24 protein-coding genes are annotated in these 24,606 nt (G+C 64.3%); 6 read left to right on the top strand and 18 right to left on the bottom strand.

Annotated elements, in window-relative coordinates:
* Window positions 1-20: 20 nt before the first annotated feature.
* Window positions 21-2,174, bottom strand: coding sequence for a polyribonucleotide nucleotidyltransferase (gene pnp / locus E0501_RS10695; RefSeq protein ID WP_137701358.1), 2,154 nt, complete (start codon window positions 2,172-2,174; stop codon window positions 21-23).
* A 254-nt stretch (window positions 2,175-2,428) separates the two neighbouring features.
* On the opposite strand from pnp, the gene E0501_RS10690 reads away from it, so the two are divergent.
* The 3 genes from E0501_RS10690 (at window position 2,429) to E0501_RS10680 (ending at window position 4,970) form a co-directional block, all read left to right on the top strand.
* Entirely contained in the window at window positions 2,429-3,091 is a 663-nt protein-coding gene (locus tag E0501_RS10690; protein ID WP_235857808.1) for a dienelactone hydrolase family protein, read from the top strand.
* Window positions 3,088-4,146, top strand: coding sequence for a CapA family protein (locus tag E0501_RS10685; protein ID WP_137701356.1), 1,059 nt, complete (start codon window positions 3,088-3,090; stop codon window positions 4,144-4,146). The genes E0501_RS10690 and E0501_RS10685 overlap by 4 nt, the downstream gene beginning before the upstream one ends.
* A 200-nt stretch (window positions 4,147-4,346) precedes the next feature.
* Window positions 4,347-4,970 (top strand): TetR/AcrR family transcriptional regulator, encoded by a 624-nt coding sequence (locus E0501_RS10680; RefSeq protein ID WP_137701355.1) that lies wholly within the window; start codon window positions 4,347-4,349, stop codon window positions 4,968-4,970.
* Window positions 4,971-5,036: 66 nt separating this feature from the next.
* Here the strand turns inward: E0501_RS10680 and rpsO are convergent, their stop codons facing one another.
* From rpsO to hemC, 5 genes are all read right to left on the bottom strand, one after another.
* Complete coding sequence (rpsO, locus tag E0501_RS10675) at window positions 5,037-5,306, bottom strand: 30S ribosomal protein S15 (RefSeq protein WP_137701354.1); 270 nt, start codon at window positions 5,304-5,306, stop codon at window positions 5,037-5,039.
* A gap of 145 nt (window positions 5,307-5,451) precedes the next feature.
* Window positions 5,452-6,402: a calcium-binding protein gene (locus tag E0501_RS10670; RefSeq protein ID WP_137701353.1), complete on the bottom strand. Its 951-nt coding sequence runs from the start codon at window positions 6,400-6,402 to the stop codon at window positions 5,452-5,454.
* A 78-nt stretch (window positions 6,403-6,480) separates the two neighbouring features.
* Window positions 6,481-6,765 (bottom strand): DUF5665 domain-containing protein, encoded by a 285-nt coding sequence (locus E0501_RS10665; protein ID WP_137701352.1) that lies wholly within the window; start codon window positions 6,763-6,765, stop codon window positions 6,481-6,483.
* 14 nt (window positions 6,766-6,779) lie between these two features.
* Entirely contained in the window at window positions 6,780-7,286 is a 507-nt protein-coding gene (locus E0501_RS10660) for a DUF1643 domain-containing protein (protein ID WP_137701351.1), read from the bottom strand.
* Window positions 7,283-8,245: a hydroxymethylbilane synthase gene (gene hemC, locus E0501_RS10655; RefSeq protein WP_137701350.1), complete on the bottom strand. Its 963-nt coding sequence runs from the start codon at window positions 8,243-8,245 to the stop codon at window positions 7,283-7,285. Before hemC ends, E0501_RS10660 begins: the two co-directional genes overlap by 4 nt.
* Before the next feature lie 105 nt (window positions 8,246-8,350).
* Here hemC and hemE point away from each other — a divergent pair, with 105 nt between their 5' ends.
* Window positions 8,351-9,382: a uroporphyrinogen decarboxylase gene (gene hemE, locus E0501_RS10650; protein ID WP_137701349.1), complete on the top strand. Its 1,032-nt coding sequence runs from the start codon at window positions 8,351-8,353 to the stop codon at window positions 9,380-9,382.
* 81 nt (window positions 9,383-9,463) lie between these two features.
* Window positions 9,464-10,423: a calcium/sodium antiporter gene (locus E0501_RS10645; protein WP_137701348.1), complete on the top strand. Its 960-nt coding sequence runs from the start codon at window positions 9,464-9,466 to the stop codon at window positions 10,421-10,423.
* A gap of 84 nt (window positions 10,424-10,507) precedes the next feature.
* Here E0501_RS10645 and E0501_RS10640 read toward each other — a convergent pair whose 3' ends face one another.
* From E0501_RS10640 to clpS, 7 genes are all read right to left on the bottom strand, one after another.
* Window positions 10,508-11,551 carry a cytochrome-c peroxidase gene (locus E0501_RS10640; protein WP_137701347.1) on the bottom strand — a complete coding sequence of 348 codons (1,044 nt, stop codon included), beginning with the start codon at window positions 11,549-11,551 and terminating at the stop codon, window positions 10,508-10,510.
* 267 nt (window positions 11,552-11,818) lie between these two features.
* Window positions 11,819-12,238 (bottom strand): rhodanese-like domain-containing protein, encoded by a 420-nt coding sequence (locus E0501_RS10635; RefSeq protein WP_235857807.1) that lies wholly within the window; start codon window positions 12,236-12,238, stop codon window positions 11,819-11,821.
* 315 nt (window positions 12,239-12,553) lie between these two features.
* The gene (locus E0501_RS10630; protein ID WP_137701346.1) at window positions 12,554-13,300 is read right to left on the bottom strand and encodes an SDR family NAD(P)-dependent oxidoreductase; all 747 of its coding nucleotides are present in this window, start codon (window positions 13,298-13,300) and stop codon (window positions 12,554-12,556) included.
* Window positions 13,301-13,327: 27 nt separating this feature from the next.
* Entirely contained in the window at window positions 13,328-14,221 is an 894-nt protein-coding gene (gene hemF, locus E0501_RS10625; RefSeq protein ID WP_137701345.1) for an oxygen-dependent coproporphyrinogen oxidase, read from the bottom strand.
* A gap of 16 nt (window positions 14,222-14,237) precedes the next feature.
* Window positions 14,238-15,038 carry an SDR family NAD(P)-dependent oxidoreductase gene (locus E0501_RS10620; protein WP_137701344.1) on the bottom strand — a complete coding sequence of 267 codons (801 nt, stop codon included), beginning with the start codon at window positions 15,036-15,038 and terminating at the stop codon, window positions 14,238-14,240.
* A gap of 41 nt (window positions 15,039-15,079) precedes the next feature.
* Window positions 15,080-16,072 carry a class I SAM-dependent methyltransferase gene (locus E0501_RS10615; RefSeq protein ID WP_137701343.1) on the bottom strand — a complete coding sequence of 331 codons (993 nt, stop codon included), beginning with the start codon at window positions 16,070-16,072 and terminating at the stop codon, window positions 15,080-15,082.
* 22 nt (window positions 16,073-16,094) lie between these two features.
* Window positions 16,095-16,433, bottom strand: coding sequence for an ATP-dependent Clp protease adapter ClpS (gene clpS, locus E0501_RS10610; RefSeq protein WP_137701342.1), 339 nt, complete (start codon window positions 16,431-16,433; stop codon window positions 16,095-16,097).
* A 97-nt stretch (window positions 16,434-16,530) separates the two neighbouring features.
* Between clpS and E0501_RS10605 the strand changes: the two genes are divergently transcribed.
* Window positions 16,531-17,232, top strand: coding sequence for an HAD family hydrolase (locus E0501_RS10605; protein WP_137701341.1), 702 nt, complete (start codon window positions 16,531-16,533; stop codon window positions 17,230-17,232).
* A 10-nt stretch (window positions 17,233-17,242) separates the two neighbouring features.
* On the opposite strand, the gene E0501_RS10600 is transcribed toward E0501_RS10605, so the two are convergent.
* From E0501_RS10600 to xdhA, 5 genes are read right to left on the bottom strand one after another with little or no spacing between them, the layout of a single operon-like run.
* Complete coding sequence (locus tag E0501_RS10600; protein ID WP_137701340.1) at window positions 17,243-18,607, bottom strand: FAD-dependent oxidoreductase; 1,365 nt, start codon at window positions 18,605-18,607, stop codon at window positions 17,243-17,245.
* 18 nt (window positions 18,608-18,625) lie between these two features.
* The gene (gene guaD / locus E0501_RS10595) at window positions 18,626-19,924 is read right to left on the bottom strand and encodes a guanine deaminase (RefSeq protein ID WP_137701339.1); all 1,299 of its coding nucleotides are present in this window, start codon (window positions 19,922-19,924) and stop codon (window positions 18,626-18,628) included.
* Window positions 19,921-20,745 carry a xanthine dehydrogenase accessory protein XdhC gene (gene xdhC, locus E0501_RS10590; RefSeq protein ID WP_137701338.1) on the bottom strand — a complete coding sequence of 275 codons (825 nt, stop codon included), beginning with the start codon at window positions 20,743-20,745 and terminating at the stop codon, window positions 19,921-19,923. The genes guaD and xdhC overlap by 4 nt, the downstream gene beginning before the upstream one ends.
* The gene (gene xdhB, locus E0501_RS10585; protein ID WP_137701337.1) at window positions 20,742-23,048 is read right to left on the bottom strand and encodes a xanthine dehydrogenase molybdopterin binding subunit; all 2,307 of its coding nucleotides are present in this window, start codon (window positions 23,046-23,048) and stop codon (window positions 20,742-20,744) included. Before xdhB ends, xdhC begins: the two co-directional genes overlap by 4 nt.
* A complete protein-coding gene (gene xdhA, locus E0501_RS10580; protein ID WP_137701336.1) occupies window positions 23,045-24,514 on the bottom strand; it encodes a xanthine dehydrogenase small subunit in 1,470 nt (489 codons plus the stop codon). The genes xdhB and xdhA overlap by 4 nt, the downstream gene beginning before the upstream one ends.
* Window positions 24,515-24,606: the final 92 nt, after the last annotated feature.

Below are 24,606 nucleotides of genomic sequence, written 5' to 3'. Positions count from 1 at the left end.
TATGTCAGCAAAGCGACGGATCAGTCTTCGTCGTCCTGCTTCTTTTTCTTCTTCTCTTCCGGCGGAAGCTCTTCACCGGTCTCCTGGTCGACAACCTTCATCGACAGGCGCACCTTGCCGCGATCGTCAAAGCCCAGGAGCTTGACCCACACTTCCTGGCCTTCCTTCAGAACGTCCGAGGGGTGGTTCAGGCGGCGGTTCTCGATCTGGCTGACATGCACCAGGCCGTCTCGCTTGCCGAAGAAGTTCACGAAGGCGCCGAAATCGACGATCTTCACGACCGTGCCCTTGTAGATGTGGCCTTCTTCCGGCTCCGCCACGATCGAATGGATCATGTCATAGGCCTTCTGGATGGCTTCACCGTTGGGCGACGCGATCTTGATGACACCGTCATCGTTGATGTCGACCTTGGCGCCCGACACCTCGACGATCTCGCGGATCACCTTACCGCCCGAGCCGATCACTTCGCGGATCTTGTCGGTCGGGATCTGCATCGTCTCGATGCGCGGCGCGTGGATCGAGAAGTCGCCAGCGCCCGAAAGCGCCTTGTTCATCTCGCCCAGGATGTGCATCCGGCCGTCCTTGGCCTGCGCCAGGGCGTTCTTCATGATTTCCGGGGTGATCCCGGCAACCTTGATGTCCATCTGCAGGCTGGTGATACCATTCTCGGTGCCGGCCACCTTGAAGTCCATGTCGCCCAGGTGGTCTTCGTCACCCAGGATGTCGGTCAGGATCGCATAGTCGCCATCCTCTTCCAGGATCAGGCCCATTGCCACACCGGCCACGGCCGATTTCAGCGGCACACCGGCATCCATCATCGACAGCGACCCGCCACAGACCGACGCCATCGAGGACGAGCCGTTCGACTCGGTGATCTCGCTGACGATCCGGATCGTGTAGGGGAAATCCGTCGGTGCCGGCAGAACCGCCTGCAGCGCGCGCCAGGCCAGCTTGCCATGGCCAACTTCACGACGGCCCGGAGGACCAACGCGGCCGACTTCGCCAACCGAATAGGGCGGGAAGTTGTAGTGCAGCAGGAAGTTCGATTTGAACGTGCCGTGCAGCGCGTCGATGAACTGCTCATCGTCGCCCGTGCCCAGCGTGGTCACCACCAGGCCCTGGGTCTCGCCCCGGGTGAAAAGCGCCGAACCGTGCGTCCGCGGCAGAAGGCCGGTTTCGCAGATGATCGGGCGCACGTCGGTGGTGCTGCGTCCGTCGATCCGCTTACCGCCTTTCACCACGTCACCGCGCAGGATGCTGGCTTCCAGCCTCTTCATCGCCGAGCCGAGGTTGGCGTCTTCCAGCTGTTCCTCACTCAGTGCGGCCTTGATCGTTTCGCGTGCCGCGGCCACGGCGGCCGTGCGCTGCTGTTTGTCGGTGATGGCAAATGCCGCGCGCATCTCTTTCTCGCCGGCCTTCTTCACCGCCTCGTAGAGGTCGCTGTAATCCGGGGGCTGGAAGTCGAACGGCTCTTTCGCGGCTTCCTCGGCCAGCGAAATGATCAGGTCGATCACCGGTTGGATCTGCTCATGCGCAAAGGTCACCGCGCCCAGCATTTCCTCTTCGGTCAGCTCATAGGCTTCCGATTCCACCATCATCACGGCGTCCTTGGTGCCGGCGACAACCAGGTCCAGGCGCTGTTCGGGGTTCAGGCGCAGCTCGTGCATGTCCTCGACATCGGGGTTCAGCACGTATTCGCCATCGACGAAACCAACGCGGCAACCCGCGATCGGGCCCATGAACGGCACGCCCGAAATGGTCAGCGCAGCGCTGGCGGCGATCATCGCCACCATGTCCGGATCGTTGACCAGGTCGTGGCTCAGCACCGTGCACATCACCAGCACTTCGTTCTTGAAGCCCGGCACAAAGAGCGGGCGGATCGGCCGGTCGATCAGGCGCGCGGTCAGCGTTTCCTTCTCGGTCGGGCGCGCCTCGCGCTTGAAGAACCCGCCGGGCACCTTGCCCGCGGCATAGTATTTTTCCTGGTAGTGAACCGTGAGCGGAAAGAAATCCTGCCCCGGTTTCTGCTCACGTGCATATGTCACGTTCGCCATGACACTGGTTTCGCCCAGCGTCGCAATAACAGACCCATCGGCCTGGCGGGCAACCTTGCCCGTTTCCAGAGTGAGGGTTTCTTCGCCCCACTCCATCGACTTCTTCGTAATGTTGAACATCTTGCGTCCTTGTCTGGAGGCACTCCCGGGCGCTCCCGGGTCCTCCGATTGTCATGGCGGCCCCATTGCCGCCGCCCCCTCATCCTCATGCACGCGCCCGGGGGCCAAAGGCGTCACGTCTCAGATGTGGGGGCCATACAGGAGTTTTGCCAGTTTGCAAAGGCGAGAGTTTTTTCGCGCAAGGCCCGTGGCGCCGCGCCGAATGTTGACAGGGGTCAATGCATCGCACGGAAAAATCCCGCGAGATGAACGCCATGGAACACGTCACAACCCGCAGCCTGCGCCTGCCCGTCAGTGCAGGGGTCGAACTCGAAGGCGACCTGTCGTTGCCCGATGGCGCGCGCGGTCTGGTCATCTTCGCCCATGGCAGTGGCTCCTCGCGGCTCAGCCCGCGCAACCGCTTCGTTGCCCGCGGCTTGAATGCGAAGGGCCTGGGCACGCTGCTTTTCGATCTGCTCACTCCGGGCGAGGCCGCGGATCGCGCCAATGTCTTCGACATCCCGCTTCTAGGCGGTCGTGTCGAAACCGCGATCCGCTGGGTTCAGGCTGAGGCCGGACTGCGCGAACTGAACATCGGCCTCTTCGGCGCCAGTACCGGCGCTGCCGCCGCGCTGACCGCGGCCGCGCATATGCCCGATAACGTCTCCGCCGTGGTCTCGCGCGGGGGGCGCCCTGATCTGGCGGGCGATGCGCTTGCCCGGGTGCGTGCGCCCGTTCTTCTTGTCGTGGGCGGCGCCGATTACGTGGTGATCGACCTCAACAAGGCCGCGCAGGCCCGCCTCACCTGTATCTCGCAACTCGAAATCGTGCCCGGCGCCACGCATCTCTTCGAAGAACCCGGCACGCTGGAACAGGTCATCGAGCGCTCGAGCGATTGGTTCTGCACCCATCTGGGCTGCCCTGCGTCCGCCGCATGACCGCACGCGCCCACCGCCTGATGCTCGCCGGCGACGTGATGCTGGGCCGCGGGGTGGACCAGATCCTGGCCCATCCCGGCGATCCCCGCCTCTTTGAGGGCTACATGACGTCCGCCACTGGCTACGTCACGCTGGCTGAACGCCGCTCGGGCGATCTGCCGCGCGGCGTCGCTCCGCCTTATGTCTGGGGCGATCTGCTTGCCGATCTCGACGCGCGCGATATCGATCTGCGCATCGTCAACCTCGAAACCGCGATCACCGCCCAGGGCACGCCCGAACCCAAGGGTATCAACTACCGCATGCACCCGGCCAATATCGACGTGCTCACCGCCGCACGCATCGACGCCTGTATCCTGGCCAACAACCATGTGCTTGACTGGGGTACCGCCGGTCTCACCGATACGCTCGACACTCTCGCCGGCGCCGGCATCGCCACTGTGGGCGCGGGCCGCGACGCGCACGCGGCGGCCCTTCCGGCCATCCTGCCCCTGCCTGGTGGCGGGCGCCTGCTGATCCTCGCCTTCGGCGCCGGCACCAGCGGCGTGCCCCGCCACTGGGCCGCAACGGAAACCTGGCCGGGCGTCAATCGCCTCGCCGACGCGCCCGAAGACACCCTGGCCCAAGTCCGCGCGCAAATCGGCCCGATCCGCCAGCCCGGCGATCTTCTGCTGATCTCGCTTCACTGGGGCGGCAACTGGGGCTTCGACATCCCCGCCGGGCAGCGCGCCCTGGCCCATGCCCTGATCGACGAAGTCGGGGCCGATATCGTGTTCGGTCATTCCTCGCATCATCCGAAAGCGATCGAGACCTATCGCGACCGGATCATTTTCTACGGCGCCGGCGACCTGATCAACGATTACGAAGGCATCGGCGGGCACGCGGACTATCACCCCGATCTCGGCCTCGCCTACATCCTCGACATCGCGCCCGGGCGCGGCCGCCTGATCCGTCTCGAAAAACTGGCCTATCGCCGCCGACGCTTTCGCCTCGAACGCGCCGATGCACAGGAAATCCAGGTTCTCACCGAAATGACATCTGCGCCTGCGTCCAGCTGACCTGGCGCAGCTTCGCGTGCCCGGGCGGACCGGCGGCCGCTGGGGGACTGTTGGGTCCACCGGCCGCCCGAGACACTGTCGCCGGGTCTGGTCGGTTTTGGGACAATGGACACTGGCAACAAGGCTTAAGTAAACATTGTTACTAACATTGTCAATAACAGTGACATTGACAGATTGTCGCCCCGTGTTATCAAACCTGCATGAAGGCTCCGACGCGCAAAGCGAACCCTCGCAAGACAGCCAAGGACAAACGCCGCGAAGAAACCCGCGCGCGGCTTCTCTCCGCCGCGCGGCAGCTGTTTTCCGACTATGGGTATGATGCGGTCTCGGTCACCGAAATCGCGCGCGAGGCCGGCGTGACCCACGGCATGATCAATGTCTATTTCGGCGGCAAACCAGGGCTTCTCTACGAAATCGTCCGCGAAACCAACGGGTCGCAATACGAAGAAACGATGAAACTGGCCGAGGGCCCGGGCCCGGCGTTCGACCGGCTCGGTGCGGTCCTCCTGTTTTGGGTCGAGGGTGACACCGCCGACCCCCGGCTCCTGGCCGTGATGCACTCCTATTCCTGGGTATGGCCGGACGAGACCGAGGCCGACAACCGAACCGTGCGCGACATGTTCACCGGTGCGCTGCAACAGATCGTCGCCGATGGCCAGGAGCGTGGCGAGTTCAACCGCGCGCTCGATGCGGGCACTGCGGCACGGGCAATCTGGGCGATCTACACCTGGGGCGTGCGGGCGGCGATTTTCGACCAGGCGACCGCGCTCGACTGCCACAGGACCATCATGGCCCAGGTCAACCTGGTCCTCGACCGAACCTGACGGCGCAAAGAAAAACGCCCGCTCGGATCCGAGCGGGCGTTTCCTGTTCCTACCGGAACGAAACTCTTAGCGGCGCAGGCCCAGGCGCTGGATCAGGTCCTGGTAACGGCCCTCGTCCTTGCCTTTCAGGTAATCCAGCAGCTTACGGCGCTGGGCCACCATTTTCAGAAGGCCACGGCGGCCGTGGTTGTCCTTCTTGTGGGTCTTGAAATGCTCGGTCAGCGTCGCGATACGCGAGCTCAGGATCGCCACCTGGACCTCGGGCGAACCGGTGTCGCCGTCCTTGGTGGCATATTCCTTCATCAGGCGGGTTTTTTCTTCCGCGGTAATCGACATCGGGGTCTCCTTTTCGTTTCAGGGTCGGGCACAGGCCGGGATGTCGTCCAGCAAGGTCCATAGAGAAATCCCCGCGATCAGGCGGGGATGGGCGCGTATAGGAGATATTTCGCGCGATGAAAAGCGAAAACTGCGCGGCGCATGCCTAGCCGATCAGCGCCTCGGCCGCCGATTGCGGCACCAGCTGGATATCGGCAAGGCTCAGCCCCGGCGCGCCCTCCACCGCCATGATCCGCGCCCCGTTCAGCAGGATATGCATCACGTCTGCGTCCGCTTCGTCGGGCTCCAGCGTGATCTCGGGCTCGGGGCCTTCGGTGCTGTCGTCGAACAGCACCACCAGCGTGTCCTCTTCCGCGTCAAAGTCGCTGATCATCGCCTCCGGGCCATCGGCCATCCAGTCACCCCCGGCCAGGGTATCGGCCCCGCTACCACCGCTCGCCACGTCGCCGGCCCCTGCGGTGATCATGTCGGCCCCGCCGCCGCCGTTCAGGAAATCCGGCACCGGCGCCACGCCCGGCGGCTCAACACCCGAGAGCACGTCATCGCCCCAGCCGCCAAAAAGCGTATCGGCCCCCGCACCACCATCGAGCGTATCATCGCCCAGGTATCCGTGCAGCGCATCGTCCCCGGCCCCGCCGGTCAGGCTGTCATGCCCGCCGCCGGCCTCCAGCGTGTCCTGGCCCGCGCCACCCGCCAGCAGGTCATCACCCTCATGCCCGAACAGGTGGTCGTCACCTTCGCCACCCGACAGGCTGTCCTGCCCGCCCTCGCCATGCAGCACGTCATCGCCTGCATCGCCGCTCAGCACATCTCCGCCTTCGCCGCCGAAAAGTTGGTCGTCCCCCGCGCCACCCGACAGGCTGTCATCACCTGCCGCGCCGTTCACCTGGTCAACACCGTCGCCACCGGTCAGCGTCTCGGCCTGATCCACGCCCGATATGATGTCACCGATGCTCTGAAGCTCACCTTCGGCCGTGTCGCCGGTCTCCGCCTGCTGTTCGGCATCCGGGGCCTGTATGTCGCCGCCATCCTCGATCCCGACAAACGTCGCCGCCCCGACCAGGACCATCCCCATCAAACCCGCAAGAAACAGCATCAACCACGCTCCAGCCCGAAAGCACACGGAATTGGGCCACAACGCCATGGCCCGGTCAAAGAGTCTCTCACGAAATGGTTAACGCTCGCTTTCGATCTGCTCGACGATCTGCCCGGCCCAGTCCCCGATGATCGGGATGAATTCGAACTGCGCCACCCACCAGCCCAGAAGGGACACCAGGATCGTCGCCCCCAGCACTGAGCCCAGCCCAAAGGCCAGGCCGCGGGTGAACTGGAACAGCACCAGCCGCCAGATCGAATTGTGCATGGTGACAAAGCGATGCGTGTTCAGCCGCTCGACCTCCTGCGTCAGCCGGGCAATCGCCTGGGTCTGCGCGTCGATTGCCGTTTCGCTCTCCTGCATATGCCCCTCCTCTGTCAGAACCAGCGTTCGGGCTGCTGGGCATAGGCAATATACAACGGATGCTTCGGGTGGCCATCCTTGGTCAGGCCCAGGTGAAACACCGGCAGCGCCGTGTCGCGCAGCAGGCGCTCTACCGCCGCGCCGCGCTCCAGATGCGCGCCATGGGTGCCCCAGGCGGCGATGATCTGGTCCGCCCAGGGGCAGCTTTCGGCAATCGCCGCATCGTTCTCCGGCCCCACCGGATCGGCCGCCGCGCGCATCTTGCGCGGGTCGGTTTCGCGCCAGGCAAAAATGTTCAGCACCCGGAACGCGCCAAAGCCCAGCGCCCGCGCCCGGCGCTCGCAGCGCTCGACCGTCGGATCGTTCTGCACTTCCGTAGCGGTCGACGGGTTCAGCATGATGAACAGCGCGCGCTTGCCCGCCGCGTCCCATGTCCGCGTCAGCATGTAGCGATACCGCTCGCAATCCGAATAAATCGCCGTCGACGGCGCATCGCCCTTGATATGCGTGCGCTCGATCATGCCCGCCAGTCGAAGAACCCCGGCCCCGCGCGCTCCAGCAGGCGCACGGCCATCTCGCGGCCCATCTCGGTGCCGTCTTCCACGGCCCCGGTCACCGCGTCCTCCAGACGCTCGCTGCCATCGGGGCGCAGGATTTCGCCGCGCAGTCGCAGGCTGCCGCCGTCCAGTTCGGCCAGCCCGGCAATCGGCGTCTCGCAACTGCCGTCCAGCCGCGCCAGGAACGCGCGCTCGGCCGCCAGCCGCTCGCCCGTGGGCCCATCGTGAATGGCGTCCAGCATTTCGGCCATGCGCGTGTCATCCGTGCGCCGCTCGATCCCGATCGCGCCCTGCGCCACGGCGGGCAGCATGTCCTCGGGTTCGATCGCCGTCGCCGGCACCTCGTCCAGCATGCCCAGCCGCCGCAGCCCGGCCATCGCCAGGAACGAACAGCTCGCCACGCCATCGTTCAGCTTCTTCAGCCGCGTCTGCACGTTGCCGCGGAACTCCACCACCTGCAGGTCGGGCCGCGCCACCAACAGCTGCGCGCGCCGCCGCAGGCTCGACGTGCCCACCACCGCGCCCTCGGGCAGGTCCTTGACCCGCTCGAACCCAGGCGAAATGAAGGCATCGCGCACATCCTCGCGCGGCAGGTAGCAATCCAGGATCAGCCCCTCGGGCTGCGCCACCGGCATGTCCTTCATCGAATGCACGGCAATATCGATCCCGCCCTGCAGCAGCTGCTCCTCGATCTCTTTCGTGAACAGGCCCTTGCCACCCAGCTCCTTCAACGGTTTGTCCCGCGCGATCAGCGCGGCATCGTCGCCCGTGGTCTTGATCACCACGATCTCGAACGCCTCCTGCGGCAACTCGAACGCGCTTGCCAGACGGTCGCGTGTCTCATGCGCCTGCGCCAGCGCCAGCGGCGATCCACGGGTGCCGATCTTCAGGGGTGCGGCGGGGGTCGGTAAATCTTTCGTCATGTCGCCGCTCTTAAGCGCGTCGAGTTGTCCTTGCAAGCCGCGCCGCGCTTGACATCGCGGCCCAGCCCTTCCACCAACCCCCTAACACGGGAAAGGAAACACGACATGGCCGAAAAGAAACTTCTGCGCGCACTCGCGGGCGAAACCCTGCCGACACCGCCGATCTGGATGATGCGGCAGGCCGGGCGCTACCTGCCCGAGTACCGCGCCACCCGCGCCCAGGCCGGGGATTTCCTGTCGCTGTGCTACAATTCCGAACTCGCGGCCGAGGTCACGCTGCAACCCATCCGCCGCTATGGCTTCGATGCCGCGATCCTTTTTGCCGACATCCTGCTGGTGCCGCAGGCGCTGGGCGCCGATCTGTGGTTCGTCACCGGCGAAGGCCCGCGCCTTTCGACCATCACGCAGCAATCCGATTTCGACGCCCTGAAACCGGCCGACGCCATCCACGAAACCCTGAACCCGATCTACGAAACGGTGCGCATCCTCACCCGCGAACTGCCGTCGGAAACCGCCCTCATCGGCTTTGCCGGCGCGCCCTGGACGGTGGCCACCTACATGATCGCCGGGCGCGGCACCCCCGACCAGGGCCCGGCCCATGCGCTCAAGGATGAAAACCGCCCGCTGTTCGAGGCGCTCCTCGACCGCATCACCGAGGCCACGATCGAATACCTCAGCCATCAGATCGACGCCGGCGCCGAATGCGTCAAACTCTTCGACAGCTGGGCCGGCTCGCTCTCGGGCGACGATTTCGACAAATACGCCACGGCGCCCGCCAAACGCATCATCACCGAGCTGAAATCCCGCCACCCGGGCACCCCCGTCATCGCCTTCCCGCGTGAAGCGGGCGAAAAATACGTGGGCTTCCACGCCGCCACCGGCGCCGATTGCGTGGCGCTCGATGACAGCGTCACGCCCGAATGGGCCGCCGCGAACGTGCAGAAAGACGGCTGCGTGCAGGGCAACCTCGCCTCCTCGCACATGGTCACCGGCGGCCAGGCCCTGGTCGACGAAACCCGCCGCATCGTGAAGGCGTTTTCGCACGGTCCGCACATCTTCAACCTCGGCCACGGCATCACCCCGGATGCCGATCCCGAGAACGTTCAGCTGATGATCGATACGGTGCGCGGCGGCTAGGGCACGCCGATTGACGCACCTCTCCAGACACCCCATTTAACCCCGAAGGGTTGATAGGCTCGCCTCGTCCGGGACATGGGCATGCTGGATATCTTCTGGGTCATCGCAGGTCTTGCCGGCCTGGTAACAGGCGGCGATCTTCTGGTGCGCGGCGCCGTCGCCGTGGCCCAGGCCTTTCGCATCTCGCCGCTGGTCATCGGCCTCACCCTTGTCGGCTTCGGCACCTCCACCCCCGAACTTGTCACCAGCCTGCAGGCCGCGCTCGCGGGCTCACCCGGCATCGCGATCGGCAACGTCGTCGGCAGCAACATCGGCAACATCCTGTTGATCCTCGGTCTTGCCGCGCTGCTGCGCCCGGTCGCGGTCGATCCGGCGGCGCTGCGCCGCGACGGCACCGTCATGGCCACGGCCACTCTGATCTGCACCATCGTGATCCTGCAAGGCGTTCTGGGCCGGGTCAGCGGCGCGGTCATGCTGGGCCTGCTCGCACTCTACCTGGGCTTCACCCTGGCGATGGAACGGCGGGCCGCGTCACCCGCCGTCGCCCTCTACACCGCCGAGGCCGACCTTCTGCCGCCTCTCGTTGCCCGGGCGCTGCTCACCCATTTGCTCCTCGCGCTGGCCGGGCTCGCGCTTACCATACTCGGCGCGCGCTTCCTTGTGTCAGGCGCCGTTGGCCTCGCCGCCGCCGCGGGCGTCTCGGAAACGGTCATCGGCCTTACCATCGTGGCCATCGGCACCTCCATGCCCGAGCTCGTCACCTCGCTCATCGCGGTGCGCAAGGGCCAGGGCGATGTCGCCTTCGGCAACATCGTGGGCAGCAACATCTTCAACATCCTCGGCATCCTCGGGATCACCGCGCTGGTGCAGCCACTTGCCGTGCCCCCACAGGTGGCCGCCGTCGATGTCTGGGTTATGCTGGCGGCAACCCTTGCCATGACCGTCTTTGCCGTCACCGGCTGGCGCATCGACCGCCGCGAAGGCCTCGTGCTCGTCACCGCCTATGCCGTCTACATCGCGCTCACCCTGCTGGCCGCATAGCACCCCACGAAAAAGGCGCGCCCCACAGGACGCGCCAGTGAAAACGAAGGGAAGCCCGGCGCCCGAAGCCGCCGGGCTGTCGTCTTACTTCACCTCACCCGTGGGGCGCGGCGTGCCTGCGGTTTCCGCCGGCAGCACTGGATAGGTCACTTCCGGCACCGCGCCTGTCAGCGATCCCAGGAAGGCCACGATCTTGTCGGCTTCCTCGTCGCTCAGGTCCTCGCCCAGCTGGCTTTCGCCCATGATCTGCACGGCCACCTTCAGATCCCACACCAGGCCCGAGTGGAAATAGGGCGCGGTCTGGTCGATGTTGCGCAGCGGCGCGGCGCGGAACACGTATTCGTCATCCGCCGTTTCGGTCACGGCAAAGCGGCCCTTGTCACCTTCTGGCAGGATGTCCGCCCCGGGTTTCTCGACCAGGCCGAACGGGTAATACCCGTTGCCGCCCAGGTTCACGCCGCTGTGGCAGCTGGCGCATCCCTTGTCCATGAACAGCTGCAGACCGGCCAGCTGGTCTTCGTTCAGCGCGTTGTCGTCCCCGTTCAGCCAGGCATCGAACGGCGCGGGCGTGGTCAGCGTCGCCTCGAACGCCTCGATCGCCTTGGCGAAGTTGTCAAAGCTCACCGGGTCCTCTTCGCCCGGGAAGGACGCCTTGAACCACTCCTGGTATTGCGGCATCGAATTCAGCGTGGCGACCACGTTTTCCGGCGTGTTGGCCATTTCCACACCGGCCTGGACCGGCCCCTTGGCCTGCGCCTTCAGGTCCTCGGCCCGGCCATCCCAGAACTGCGCCACGTTGAACACGGCGTTCAACACGGTGGGCGAGTTGCGCGGCCCCTTTTGCCAGCCATGCCCGATCGAGGTCGGCATGTTGTCATCGCCCCCCGTCGCCAGGTTGTGGCACGAGTTGCACGAGAAAACCCCCGAGGCCGACATGCGCGGATCAAAGAAGAGCGCCTTGCCTAGGTCGATCTTCTCGGGCGTGACGGGGTTGTCAGTCATTGCCGGGATGGTCGAGGGCAGCGGCTCGAACATGTCCTTGGCCGCATCGCGCAACTCGTTCGCGGCCACGGCGCCCGCAATCGAAAGTGTCAGTGCTGTCGTGGAAATCAGGTGTAACGGTCTCATCTAGGGTAAGGCCTCCCTCAGCCTTGGTCAGGAAAATCGCGCGGTCCTCAACCCGCGACCGTAGGAGCACACCACCAAGGCGACCATGATTTAGATCAATTCTAAATATGATTTTCGGATTTTATTCATTATATTCAGATAGTTAACAAATGAATAAATTTCAATATATCTTTGCTAAGGCAAAATCAAAGCAACTGGCGGATAAACCATCCCGGGCATATCCCGGCACCCGCACGCCCACAAACAAGGACCTGCGCCGCCCGCGGTTCAGCGTGGACGTACCGTCTGATAACCTTCGCGCATGACACGCAGCATACCCCCGGCAACATCAATGATCTCAAGCTCCGGAGCTGCCGCCGCCAACTGTTGCGCTGCGCGCGAGGTCCTGTTGCCCGAGCGGCAGATCAGCGACAGGGATTGACCGTCCTTCAGATGGGGACGCACGGCCTTCAGAAAGCTTTCCGCGTTCCCGTAGGTGACCAGCAAAGCGCCCTCCACCACACCGGTCTGCTTCCATTCCTCGGGGCGGCGGATATCCACCAGCAGCGTGCTGGCGTCTTCGGCCAACTCCTGCCCCGTCGCCTTGACCAGACGCACTCGCGACGGCGTCGCGGTCGCGCTCACATAGGCCCAGCCACCGGCAGCGGCGCAGAGGGCCGCACCAATCATGAAGAAACGTCGACGCATTCCGATATCCTTATATGATCTCCTGCGCACCTAGGAAATCGCCTGCGCCGGTTCAACCCGTCCCGCGCGACCTGCGGCAATCGGCACCGTGCGCCATGTCCCGACAGCACGACGCCACGCCCGTTCCCCACCCGATTTTTCGCAGAAAAATCGCCCGGCGCAGGATCCAACACCCGCGGGGCACCCACCCCGACCGAACGCCGCGTTAACCTTAACGCGCATTAACCCGGCCCGATTTGCCCAGCAGCCGGATGTCAGCCGGGGGGTGCACGCAGGTCACCCCCCGGTTTTCGACCGTGCGGTGGCGTTAACCTCTCAGCGCCGCAGCGCCGGCAGACCGATGCCCGTGCTTTCAAAACCGCCATCCACGGCGATGATCTGGCCCGAGACGAAACTCGCTTTCTCCGAACACAGGAACACGATAACCTCTCCGATTTCTTCCTCGCTGCCATAGCGGTTCAGCGGGATAGCATCATGATATGCATCGATAATTTCCTGCGTATGCACCGCCATTGCCAACTTGGTGCGCACCGGGCCGGGGCAGACACAGTTTGCCCGCACCCCCCATTCGCCCCACTCGGCCGCCTGCTGCTGGGTCAGGTGCATCACGCCGGCCTTCGACGTGCCATAGGCCACCCGCAGCGTCGAGGCCCGCAACCCGCTGATCGACGCAATATTCACGATCGCCCCGGACGCCTCTTTCAGATGGGGCGCAACCGCTTGGGAACAAAGAAAAACCCCGTCCAGATTGGTCTCCATCACCGTGCGCCAGCGCTTGAAATCGGTCTCGTCTATGGGCCCGAAATCGGCCACGCCCGCATTGTTGATCAGCGCGTCGATCCGGCCTTCCTTTTCCACGGTCTCGGCCACCATCGCCTCCACCTGGCTGGGCTGGCTGACATCGCAGACGATCGGCAGAACCCCCTCCAGCTCCGCCGCCACCTTTTCCAGTTCCGGCGCATCGCGGTCCACCATCACCACGCGCCATCCGTCGCGCAGAAACAGCTTCGTCGTAGCCAGCCCGATCCCCCTGGCCGCGCCCGTCACAAGTGCCACCTTCATTGCCTGTCCTCCCTCAAGACGTTGAAATCAAACCCACTTCGCCAAGGGCGGCAGGCTCATCAAAACCGCGTTGGCATCATGCCCGGTCTCCAGGCCGAACTTGGTGCCCCGGTCGTAGACCAAGTTGTATTCCGCATAAAGCCCGCGCTGGATCAACTGCGTGTCGCGGTCCTCGTCGGTCCATGGCGTGTTCCGCCGCCGCTCGGTCACCGGCAGAAAGGCAGGCAGGAACGCCCGGCCCACATCCTGGATAAAGGCGAAATCCGCGTCCCAGTCGCCGGTGTTGTGATCGTCCAGGAAAATGCCCCCGACCCCCCGCGCCCGGTGCCGGTGCGGCACATAGAAATACTCGTCCGCCCAGGCCTTGAACCGCGGGTAATACCCGGGGTCATGCCGGTCGCAATGCGCCTTCTGAACCGCATGGAAATGCTCGGTATCCTCTTGATATTCAATGCAGGGATTCAGATCCGATCCCCCCCCGAACCACCAGCCATGCGGCGTCCAGAACATCCGCGTGTTCATGTGCACCGCCGGCGTGTGCGGGTTCTGCATATGCGCCACCAGGCTGATGCCGCTGGCCCAGAAGCGCGGGTCATCCTTCATCCCCGGCATGCCCTTGCGCGCCGCCATCGCCGCCTGCGCCCGCTCGCCCAGCGTGCCATAGACGGTGGATACGTTCACGCCCACCTTCTCGAATACCCGTCCTCCGCGCATCACGCTCATCAACCCGCCGCCGGCATCGCTGCCGTCTTCGCTGGCGCGTTTCGTCTCGCTCACCTCAAAGCGGCCCGCCGGCGCATCGGCGAACGGGCCCTCGGCCTGCGTGTCTTCAAGTGCCTCGAAAGCCGCAACAATTTCATCCCGCAGCTGCCGGAACCAGGCGCTCGCGCGCGCCTTTTCGCTGTCCATTGCGTCGCTCATACTGCTCCCTTCCCTGTCAATGTGCCGGCGCGGTGACCGGATCCAGCAGGGTGCGCCCGCCATCCACCGTCAGAACCTGCCCCGTCATGAACCCCGATCCGTCGCTGGCCAGGAACTGTACCGACTCGGCCAGTTCCGTCGGGCTCGCGATCCGGCCCAGCGGCGTGCCCGCCTCGATGACCCCCCGGAAATCGGGATGCTCTTTCAGATGCTCCTGCAGGCTCGCGCTCATGACCGAGCCCATCGCCACCGCGTTCACACGGATCCTTTGGCCGGCAAGTGCCACGGCAAGCGATCGGGTCATCTGCTCAAGCGCGGCATTGGAAATCGACAGCGCCATCAGTTCGGGATGGGCCCGGATCGCAAGGATCGAGCTCAGATTGATGATCGAGCCCACAGGCCCTTCCCCGTTGCCCTCGGCCTGTTTGATCATACGCTTGGCCACGACCTGGCTCAGCCTCAGCGCGGTCATCAGATTCTGCTGGATCAACGTCTCAACCGCGTCGTCATCGGGGTTGAGCGGATTCGAGCGCACCACCTGCCGCGAGGCATTCACCAGAACATCGACACGGTCAAAAGCGTCGATCGTGGCCGACAGCAGGTTGGCGATGGTCAGCTTTTCGCGCAGATCGCCCGAGAAATAGCGGATATTGCTTTCGTCGCCGGTGTCACCCACCTCGCGCGCAAGGCCTTCTTCGTCCATGTCCGCAAACATCACGTTCGCGCCCTTGTCCGCGAAATGTCGGGCAATCGCCAGGCCCACGCCGTTGGCTGCGCCCGTGACAATGGCGGTCTTTCCGGCAATCGAGAGCGTCATCAGCCCACCTTTCTTGATTCGTCGGGAAACGTTACGGGAAATCAGCCCCGCGTGCGAGACGGCCGCGCCGCGCGAAACAGTTTGAACCGCGTGTCGCCCCCGATCTCCTCGACCTCGCGGAAATGGGCGTGCAAGGCTTTCTCATAGGGCAGGTGCCGATTGGCCACCATCCAGAGCCGTCCGCCTGGCGCCAACATCCGCGCCGCCGCGGCGATGAATTGCTGCCCCAGCTCCGGCACGCCCTTGCGGCCCTCGTGAAACGGCGGGTTCATCACCACCGCATCCACCGGCGCATCCGGCATCCAGCGCGTGGCATCGGCCCAGTGAAACCGCGCCCGTGCGTCGGCCACGTTACGCCGCGCACAGTCCAGCGCGGCGTGATCGGCTTCGACCAGGTCAAGGGTCTCGACCCCCTCATGTGTCAGGATCCGCCGCGCCAGGTATCCCCAGCCTGCCCCCAGGTCGGCGACATGCGCGCCCAAACGCGCCGGCAATGCGCCCGCCAGAAGCGCCGAGGCCGGATCTATGCCATCTGCCGAGAACACGCCCGCGCAGGTCTCGAACCCGCCCTCGATCTCGCGCGGTTCGCCCGCCTGCATCCAGTCGGCGAAATCCCCGGCCTTTCCCCGCGCGACAAAGGTCTTGCCATGCGCCTTGGAAAAGGCCGCACTGCACTCCGCGCGCTTTTTCATCTCGCGCAGCAGGCTGTCCACACCGTCCGTCTTCTGCCCATCCACGATGACAACGCCCGACAGCGCCATAGCTTGCGCCAACTGCGCCCGCGCCTGCGCCTTGGCGCGAGGCAGGAACACAACGGAAACGGCTGCGGACCCAGGCGGCGCGACCGCCACGGCAAACCCCGCCGCAGCCAGATCATCGTAGTCAGGCTTCAAGCGGGAGATCACCTGCACCCGGTCTTTCGGCAACGCCGCCAGCGCCGTCGAGGTCACCGCGCCGAACACGGCAATCACGCCCTCTTCGGGCAGATCGTACCATCCATCTTCCAGAAACTGGGCCAGACGCGGATCACTCATGAAAAACCGGGGCGCAGGGCCCTCATTCCTTTTCCATGGTGCATTGCAGCGGGTGCTGGTGGCGGCGCGCGAAATCCATCACCTGCGTCACCTTGGTCTCGGCAATCTCGTGCGAGAACACGCCGACCACGGCAATGCCCTTCTTGTGCACCGTCAGCATCACCTCGAAGGCCTGCGCGTGGTTCATCCCGAAAAACCGCTCAAGCACGTGCACGACGAATTCCATCGGCGTGTAGTCGTCGTTCAAAAGCAGCACCTTGTAGAGCGGTGGCCGCTTGGTCTTTGGCCGCGTTTCGACCACGACCGACGTATCACCGTCGCCTTCGCGCTCGTCCGACATGGTCACATTCCAAAGGCTCATGGCCCCACCGCTTGTCATTTGGGTTTCTCTACCTCGGGCGTTCTATATAACTTCTGAACGGCCCGAGAAAAGAGGGTGACCGCGCAGGAGAGGCTTAATGCCCCGGAATCTTACGACAATCGGGTTCGATGCAGACGATACGCTCTGGCACAACGAACGCTTCTTCCAGATGACACAAGAGCGATTCGCCGATCTTCTGCGCGATTTCGCCGATCCTGACCACCTGGCCGAGCGCCTGCTCGAAGCCGAACGCCGCAACCTCGGCCACTACGGTTTCGGCATCAAGGGGTTCATGCTGTCGATGATCGAAACCGCACTCGAAGTCACGGGTGACCGGGTTCCGGGTTCGGTGATCCACGAAATAATTCTGGCCGGGCAGGACATGCTGCGCCATCCGATCGAGCTTCTGCCGCATGCCCGCGATGCGATCGAACAGCTTGCCCCGGGCTATCAGCTCGTGCTGATCACCAAGGGCGATCTGCTGGATCAGGAGCGCAAGCTCGCCCAGTCCGGCCTGGGCGAGCTTTTCGACGCGGTCGAAATCGTCTCGGACAAAACGTTCCAGACCTACCACGATACCTTTGCCCGCCATGGCGACGGGCCGACGCACGCGATGATGGTAGGCAACTCGCTGAAATCCGATGTCGTCCCGGCAATCGAAGCCGGCGGATGGGGCGTTTACGTGCCCCACGGGCTGGAATGGGAGCTGGAAAAAGCCGACCCGCCAACGGGGTCTTCCCGCTTTGCCGAATTGGTAGACCTCGGCGAACTGCCCGCCCTCGTCGAAGCCATCGGCTGATCGCGACGGCTCAGTCGATCCGCACGCCCTGTCGCGTCAGCTCGCCCTGAACGGCGGAAATATCCACCGCGGCCAACTCGCACCCCGCCCTGACGGCCAGCGCCGCGGCGATCCCCGCGCCCTGACCGGTAACCGCGCAACACGCCATGTTGCGCGTCGCGGCATGGGCCATCTTGTCCCCGCCGATCGCGCGTCCCGCCACGGCCAGGTTGCGCACCCCTTTTGGCAAGAGCGCCCGGAACGGCACCTGCATATATCGCCCTGTCGTCGGGATGATCAGCACGCCATAGCCGTCGATGAACTCGGCGTATATGCCGATACTGTCGCCAAAGCGCCCTTCCTGGCGGACGTCCTCTTCGGTCTTGTTGTAGAGCGCGTCGATCTTGCGGCTGTCGCGGATGCCAATGCTCATTCCGAAATTGCGTAGCCGCACGTTTTCACAGCCCGGCGTATAACGCCGCAGCGCTTCGATCGCGTGCATCGCCTGACGGCGTCCCTCGATCTCGAAATGCGTCAGGCTGTCGGGGTCCACGCCATCGCAGCCGGCCAGGTGCACCAGGTTCATATAGGTCATCTCGCCACTGTCATGCACCGCGCCCCAGGTGCCGCCAATGGTATTCAGATGCGCCGGGATCACCCCGTCACGGATCGCCGTTTCGAACGGCTTGCCCAGGAACGGGCTGAACATGTCGTCCTCTTTCCCGTCCGTCTCGACCACCCATTCCCCGCTCGACCAGTCCTTGTAGGTCTGCGGATCGGCCCGCACCCCCGCCATGAAACGCGCCTTTTCCACGCCTGCCAGGTGAAACATGACGCTCGCGGCCTGCACCTCCTCCAGCGGCGTCTTGATGGTCGGCGCCCCGGCACGGTGGGCCACGTCCGCATCGCCCGTGGCATCAATCACCATCCGGGCCAGGATCGCCTCGCGCCCGGCCTTCGATTCCACGACGATTCCGCGGATCGTGTCGCCTTCCATCACCGGGGCGACGAACTGCCGGTGCAGCATCGGGTGAATGCCCGCCTCCTCGACCAGCGCGTCGGCTACCAGCTTGAAACCCTCGCTGTCCAGCTCGTAGCTCAGGCTCTGGCTCTCGGGCACGGCCGCGCCCATCGCTTTGGCCCGGTCCTCGAACTCACGGCCGATGCCGCCGGCCTCGACCGTCGCCTCATGCCGATACCAGGCAAACCCTTCCACGCCGACAACGGTGATATTGCCGCCGAAACAACCGAACCTTTCGACCAGCGCGACGCGAGCGCCCGCCCGCGCCGCCGCCAGCGCTGCGGCCAGCCCGCCAGGACCGGACCCCACGACCAGAACATCGGCTTCGTGCACCACCGGCGTTTCGCGCGCCGGTTCATGGATATGTTTCGTCATCGGCCTCATTCCCGGATGTCAGCCCGCGGCCTTCATCGCCACACCAGCCACGTATGTCTGCACCACAGCGCGGTCATCGCCAAGGATCATCAGTAGGAAAAGCTCTTCTGCCAGCGTTTCGATCCGCTCCGCCCGCAGCGCCATCGCCGGCGTCGCCGCCGAGTTCAGTACCACGATATCCGCGTCGCTGCCCACATCCAGCGTGCCGATCCGGTCTGCCATCCCCATGACTTCGGCGTTGCCGCGCGTGATCCAGTGGAACGCCGTATAGGGGTGCATCTGCTGGCGCTGCAATTGCAGCACCTTGTAGCCCTCGTTCAGCGTCTGCAGCATCGAGTAACTGGTCCCGCCGCCGATATCCGTGGCGATCGCGTTGCCAATGCCCCGCGCGCGCAGCCCGGCATCATCGAACAACCCGCTGCCCAGAAACAGGTTCGATGTGGGGCAAAATACCGGGTGCGATCCAGTTTCGGCCAGGACATCGATCTCGCGCGACTCAAGGTGGATGCAATGCCCCAAGAGCGCTTTGGGCCCCAGAAGCCCGTGCATCTCGTAAACCCCGATATAGTCCGGCGCGTCAGGAAAAAGCCGCAGCGTTTCGGCGATTTCGTTTTTGTTTTCTGATAGATGCGTCTGGACGAAACAATCCGGATGCGCCTGCGCCAGCGCCCCCGCGGCCTCCAGCTGCGCCGGGCTCGAGGTGATGGCAAACCGCGGCGTGATTGCGTAGCGCAACCGCCCCTTGCCATGCCATGCTTCGATCAAGGCGGCACTGTCGTCATGGCTCGATTGCGCCTCGTCCACCAATCCGTCCGGGGCGTTCCGGTCCATCATCACCTTGCCGCCCGCCATGCACATGTTGCGGCGCGCGGCCTCGGTAAAGAACGCCTCGGCCGATGTCTTGTGCGCCGAGCAATAGGCCACCGCCGTCGTGGTGCCATGCGCCGTCAGCAGATCGAAAAATGCGGTCGCCATGCGTGCCGCATGCTCCGGATCCGAAAACCGCATCTCCTCGGGAAAGGTGTAATCGCTCAGCCAGTCCAGCAACTGCTCACCCCAGCTCGCGATCACCTGGACCTGCGGAAAATGCAGGTGGGGATCGATGAACCCCGGCATCAGCAGATGCGGACGGTGATCGATGATCTCGGCCGCGGGTTCCTGGCGCGAAATATCCAGATATGCCCCGCGCGCCGCGATCACCCCGTCGCGCAGCAACAGGGCTCCGTCCTCGATATAGGTAAAGGCGTCTCCATCCTGCGGGCCCTGCGGGGCACGGTCAAAGCTCAGAACCCTGCTGCGCAGGATTTTGACGGTCATCTGCTTGCCTCCATACTCTTTAGTATGTTTTTGGTGCTCAAAACCGCCTGCAGGATTTCGGCCGCGACAAACGCCGCGATCACCTCGGGCCTCTTGTCACCTTTATGCGCCGCCGCCATCGGGCAGATCAACGTCTCGACATCCAGGTCCGGCTCATTCCGGCGCATCCATCCTGCAAACGCCGCGCGCTTTGTCTTTGAGCCAATCATCCCGACATACCGAAAGGTCCCGCGTCTCATAGCCTCGGCTGCCAATAGAAAGTCCAGCGCATGGTCATGGGTCAGGATCACCGCAGCCACGGCATACTTGGACGTATGTATTTGAGATTCAGGTAATGCAATCAGTGTTTTAGGAATATCGCTAGCGGCCTTTGCCAACTCCTCTGCACGGCTGTCGATCAACACCGGGCGCAGCGGCAACGGCATCAACGCCCGCGCCAGGGCCCGCCCGACATGTCCCGCGCCGAAGATCAGCACCTCCGGCTGCGTTGCCAGCTGCCTTTCCCTCGCAGCCAGGGCATCGGTCTTTTCCGCGTCTCCCAACCGGGTCAGCACCAAGTCCACCTGCCCGCCGCAACACTGCCCGCTGTCCGGACCCAAGGTAACATACATTTGCGTATGGTTATTCCCGCTGGATAGCAGTTTTCGCGCCTCATCCAGCGCCATGTACTCCAGTTGACCGCCACCTATCGTGCCCCAATCCGCCCGGGCGGCAACATACATCACCGCGCCTTCCTCGCGCGGGCCGGAACCGCTCAGGCGGGTGATCCGCACTTCGATCACCTCGCCGCAGTCTTCGAAGAACCGTTCAAGACCGGTCATGCCGTCCCCTTCAACCGTTCAATTGCCATCAGCACGCGTTCCGGCGTGGCCGGCGCATCCAGCCGGGGGCATTCGCGATAGTCCGCCACGCTTGCCACCGCCATCGACAACGCTTCGAACACGGAAATGCCCAGCATGAAGGGCGGCTCGCCCACCGCTTTCGATCGTTTGATCGTTCGCTCGGCATTCTGGGACCAGTCGGCCAGCGCCACGTTGAACACACGCGGCCGGTCCGAGGCGAGCGGGATCTTGTAGGTCGAAGGCGCATGCGTGCGCAGCCGTCCCGCCTCGTCCCACCACAACTCCTCCGTGGTCAGCCATCCCATCCCCTGGATGAACCCGCCTTCAACCTGCCCCCGGTCAATCACCGGATTCAGCGACTTGCCGACATCGTGCAGGATATCGACGCGCTCGACCCGGTATTCCCCGGTCAACGTGTCCACCGCCACCTCGGCGCAGGCCGCACCATAAGCAAAATAATAGAACGGCCGGCCCTTACCCTCTTCCCGGTCCCAATGGATTTTCGGCGTTTTGTAAAAGCCCGCAGCCGACAGATGCACCCGCGCCATATAGGCTTGCTTGATCAGCGCATCGAATCCGATTTCCTCGTCACCAATACGCAGGCGCCCTGGCAGGAACTCGACCTGCCCGGGCTCTACCCCCCTGGTTTCACAGGCAAACTCCACCAGCCGGCTCTTGATCTGCTCACAGGCGTCCAACGCCGCCATACCGTTCAGATCAGTGCCCGACGAAGCCGCCGTTGCAGACGTGTTGGGCACTTTTTCGGTCGTGGTCCGGGTGATCTTGATCCGGTCGATATCCACCTGGAACGCGTCCGCCACCACCTGCGCCACCTTGATGTTCAGTCCCTGGCCCATCTCCGTGCCGCCATGGTTCAGCATGATCGACCCGTCATTGTAGACATGCACCAGCGCACCTGCCTGGTTGTACCAGGTGGCGGTAAACGAAATGCCGAACTTCACCGGCGTCAGGGCAATACCCCGCCGGATGATGTCGCCCTTGGCATTCGCCGCGATCACCGCCTTTCGTCGGGCCTGATAATCGGCGCTGTTTTCAAGCTCCCCAACAATACGCTCAAGTATGTTGTCTTCCACGACCTGGTGATAGGGTGTCACGTCACCACCATCGCGATAGAAATTCGCCTTCCGGATTTCCAGCGGATCGCGCCCCAGAGCATAGGCAATCTCCTCGATCATCCGCTCGGCCACGATCACCCCCTGCGGCCCACCAAAGCCCCGGAATGCCGTGTTCGATACCGTATTCGTCTTCATCGGGCGCGAAGTCAGCCGCACATGCGGATAGAAATAGGCATTGTCGGCATGAAACAGCGCCCGGTCCGTCACCGGGCCCGACAAATCGGCCGAGAAGCCGCAGCGCGCGGCGAATATGCCGTCCACCGCCTGGATACGCCCGTTATCATCATAGCCAACAGCATAATCGGCCACGAAATCGTGCCGTTTGCCCGTTGCCACCATGTCCTGGTCGCGGTCCGGACGGATCTTTACCGGGCGGTTCCATTTCTTCGCCGCCATGGCCGCCACGGCGGCGAACAGGTTCATCTGCGTTTCCTTGCCGCCAAACCCGCCGCCCATGCGCCGGACATTCACCACCACCGAATGCGATGGCACGCCCAGGACATGCGCCACCATGTGCTGCGCTTCGCTCGGGTGCTGGGACGACGAATAGACAACCACGTCTTCGTCCTCGCCCGGATGGGCAAAGGCGATATGCCCTTCCAGGTACATGTGATCTTGCCCACCGATTACCATACGTCCACGTATGCGGTGCGGCGCAGCGGCCATGCCGTCTTCCACCGCGCCTCGTTGCAGCGTCAGGGGCGCCGTCACCTCGGGATAGCCCGCCTCGATGGCGGCCAGCGGATCGAGCGCGTGCGGGAGCGGCTCGATCTCGATCCGCGCCTGCGCCGCGGCCCGTCGCGCCGCGTCCCGGCTTGTCGCGACAACGGCGAAAAGCGGCTGGCCGTGAAACTCGACGGTCTTTTCGGGAAACACCGGATCATCGCCCGATCCGGTCGGGCTGATATCATTCGCGCCGGGGATATCTTCGGCCGTCAGCACCCCCACCACGCCCGGCGCGGCGCGAACCGCGGTCAGGTCCATCGCAGCGATGCGGCCATGGGCGACGTCGGACAAGCCCAGATAGGCATGAAGCGTGCCAACCGGTTCGGGAATGTCGTCCGTGTATTCCGCCGCCCCGCTCACATGCTTTACCGCGCTGTCATGCGCCAGATCCTGATGTGCGGCCCCTTTCACGCGCGTCATGCCGGCATCCCCCGCTCAAGTTCCGCCACCTTGCCCTCGCCGTGCACCGCCCAAAAGCGGGCAAACAGGTTCTGCGCCGCACGCATGCGATACTCCGCACTCGCCCGCCAATCGCTCAGCGGTGAAAAATCCTCAGGCAGCGCGGCGGCTGCGGCCTCGAAACTGGCTTTCTCGAATGGCGCGCCCGACAGAGCGGCCTCGGCCGCGCCGGCTCTTTTGGGCACTGCGGCCATGCCGCCAAAGGCGATGCGCGCCCCGGCAATCCGCCCGTCTCGCACCGTCACGGCAAAGCCCGCCGCCAGGGCCGAAATGTCCTCGTCCCGCCGTTTCGTGATTTTCCAGGCCGAATGCAGCGTGCCAGCCGCCGCATGGGGCAGCACAACGGCCTCTACGAACTCTCCCGGCCGCCGGTCCTGCTTGCCATAATCGATGAAAAACTCTTCCAGCGGCATCTCGCGCCGATCTGCCCCTTTGCGCAGGATAAGCCGTGCATCCAGCGCGATCAGAACCGGCGGCGTATCCCCAATCGGCGACCCGTTAGCGATATTCCCGCCGATCGTGCCGGCATTGCGCACCTGCCAGCCGGCAATGCGCCGCCAATATTCCTGCAGGTGCGGGAAATGCTGCATTAGCACGTCCTCCGCATCGGAATAGCTCACCCCGGCGCCAATGCGCAGCGCCTCCGATCCCGGCTCGATCTGCCGCAACCCGTCCAAATGGCCAATGAATACCGCGGGCCCGATATCGCGCAGGAACTTCGTCACCCACAGCCCAACATCGGTTGCCCCGGCCACTACCGTGGCCTCCGGCTCCGCCTCGTAAACTGCGGCGAAATCCTCAACATCCGCGGGCAGCACCGCACAGTCGCCGTCGCGCTCCACCTCGACGCGTGCGCCGTCCTTGATCGCGTGCAACCGCTCCGTCACCACTTCGCGCTCGCGCAGCAGCAGATCACCCTCGGGTCCACCATGCTCGGCCACGGCCATCGCCGCCTTCACGATGGGCGCATAGCCCGTGCAGCGGCACAGGTTGCCCTGCAGCGCGATCTCCACCTCAACTTCGCCTGGCCGCGGGTTTTCCATCCACAGCGCATAAAGCGCCATCACGATCCCCGGCGTGCAGAACCCGCACTGGCTGCCGTGATGCTCGACCATCGCACGCTGCACCGGGTGCAGCCCGCCATCAGCCCCGCGCAGATGCTCAACCGTGACCACGTGGCAGCCATCGACACTGGCCAGGAACCGGATGCAGGCGTTCACCGGCTCGTAACGCAATCTGCCATCGGCCAGCCGCCCCACCAGCACGGTGCACGCGCCGCAATCGCCTTCGGCGCAGCCTTCCTTGGTGCCGGTCAACCGCTGCTCGATCCGCAGGAAATCCAACAACGTGTCGCGCGCACCAACCGTCTGCAAACGCACCTCTTCCCCGTTCAGAAGAAACCGGATTTCCCGCCGTATCTGCGTCATCTCGAAACGTCTCCCCGCGCAAGCCGCCGCTCAGTCTAAGCTGTGACTCTCTGGTTCTAAAGCACGCCATTTCTTGGACACTTTCAACGAAA

Source organism: Marimonas lutisalis, assembly GCF_005434965.1.
Taxonomy (GTDB): Bacteria; Pseudomonadota; Alphaproteobacteria; order Rhodobacterales; family Rhodobacteraceae; genus Marimonas_A; species Marimonas_A lutisalis.
This window is presented reverse-complemented; position numbering and strand designations above follow the sequence as displayed.

Coding starts and splice junctions, on each gene's coding strand:
- E0501_RS10630 (WP_137701346.1), bottom strand. CDS start 13,300: ATGAAGGTGGCACTTGTGACGGGCGCGGCCAGGGGGATCGGGCTGGCT.
- E0501_RS10670 (WP_137701353.1), bottom strand. CDS start 6,402: ATGCTGTTTCTTGCGGGTTTGATGGGGATGGTCCTGGTCGGGGCGGCG.
- E0501_RS10600 (WP_137701340.1), bottom strand. CDS start 18,607: ATGACGAAACATATCCATGAACCGGCGCGCGAAACGCCGGTGGTGCAC.
- hemC (WP_137701350.1), bottom strand. CDS start 8,245: ATGACGAAAGATTTACCGACCCCCGCCGCACCCCTGAAGATCGGCACC.
- E0501_RS10680 (WP_137701355.1), top strand. CDS start 4,347: ATGAAGGCTCCGACGCGCAAAGCGAACCCTCGCAAGACAGCCAAGGAC.
- pnp (WP_137701358.1), bottom strand. CDS start 2,174: ATGTTCAACATTACGAAGAAGTCGATGGAGTGGGGCGAAGAAACCCTC.
- E0501_RS10635 (WP_235857807.1), bottom strand. CDS start 12,238: ATGCGTCGACGTTTCTTCATGATTGGTGCGGCCCTCTGCGCCGCTGCC.
- E0501_RS10665 (WP_137701352.1), bottom strand. CDS start 6,765: ATGCAGGAGAGCGAAACGGCAATCGACGCGCAGACCCAGGCGATTGCC.
- E0501_RS10660 (WP_137701351.1), bottom strand. CDS start 7,286: ATGATCGAGCGCACGCATATCAAGGGCGATGCGCCGTCGACGGCGATT.
- E0501_RS10620 (WP_137701344.1), bottom strand. CDS start 15,038: ATGACGCTCTCGATTGCCGGAAAGACCGCCATTGTCACGGGCGCAGCC.
- E0501_RS10605 (WP_137701341.1), top strand. CDS start 16,531: ATGCCCCGGAATCTTACGACAATCGGGTTCGATGCAGACGATACGCTC.
- E0501_RS10685 (WP_137701356.1), top strand. CDS start 3,088: ATGACCGCACGCGCCCACCGCCTGATGCTCGCCGGCGACGTGATGCTG.
- xdhC (WP_137701338.1), bottom strand. CDS start 20,745: ATGACCGGTCTTGAACGGTTCTTCGAAGACTGCGGCGAGGTGATCGAA.
- E0501_RS10690 (WP_235857808.1), top strand. CDS start 2,429: ATGGAACACGTCACAACCCGCAGCCTGCGCCTGCCCGTCAGTGCAGGG.
- xdhB (WP_137701337.1), bottom strand. CDS start 23,048: ATGACGCGCGTGAAAGGGGCCGCACATCAGGATCTGGCGCATGACAGC.
- E0501_RS10645 (WP_137701348.1), top strand. CDS start 9,464: ATGCTGGATATCTTCTGGGTCATCGCAGGTCTTGCCGGCCTGGTAACA.
- guaD (WP_137701339.1), bottom strand. CDS start 19,924: ATGACCGTCAAAATCCTGCGCAGCAGGGTTCTGAGCTTTGACCGTGCC.
- E0501_RS10615 (WP_137701343.1), bottom strand. CDS start 16,072: ATGAGTGATCCGCGTCTGGCCCAGTTTCTGGAAGATGGATGGTACGAT.
- E0501_RS10640 (WP_137701347.1), bottom strand. CDS start 11,551: ATGAGACCGTTACACCTGATTTCCACGACAGCACTGACACTTTCGATT.
- rpsO (WP_137701354.1), bottom strand. CDS start 5,306: ATGTCGATTACCGCGGAAGAAAAAACCCGCCTGATGAAGGAATATGCC.
- xdhA (WP_137701336.1), bottom strand. CDS start 24,514: ATGACGCAGATACGGCGGGAAATCCGGTTTCTTCTGAACGGGGAAGAG.
- hemE (WP_137701349.1), top strand. CDS start 8,351: ATGGCCGAAAAGAAACTTCTGCGCGCACTCGCGGGCGAAACCCTGCCG.
- clpS (WP_137701342.1), bottom strand. CDS start 16,433: ATGAGCCTTTGGAATGTGACCATGTCGGACGAGCGCGAAGGCGACGGT.
- hemF (WP_137701345.1), bottom strand. CDS start 14,221: ATGAGCGACGCAATGGACAGCGAAAAGGCGCGCGCGAGCGCCTGGTTC.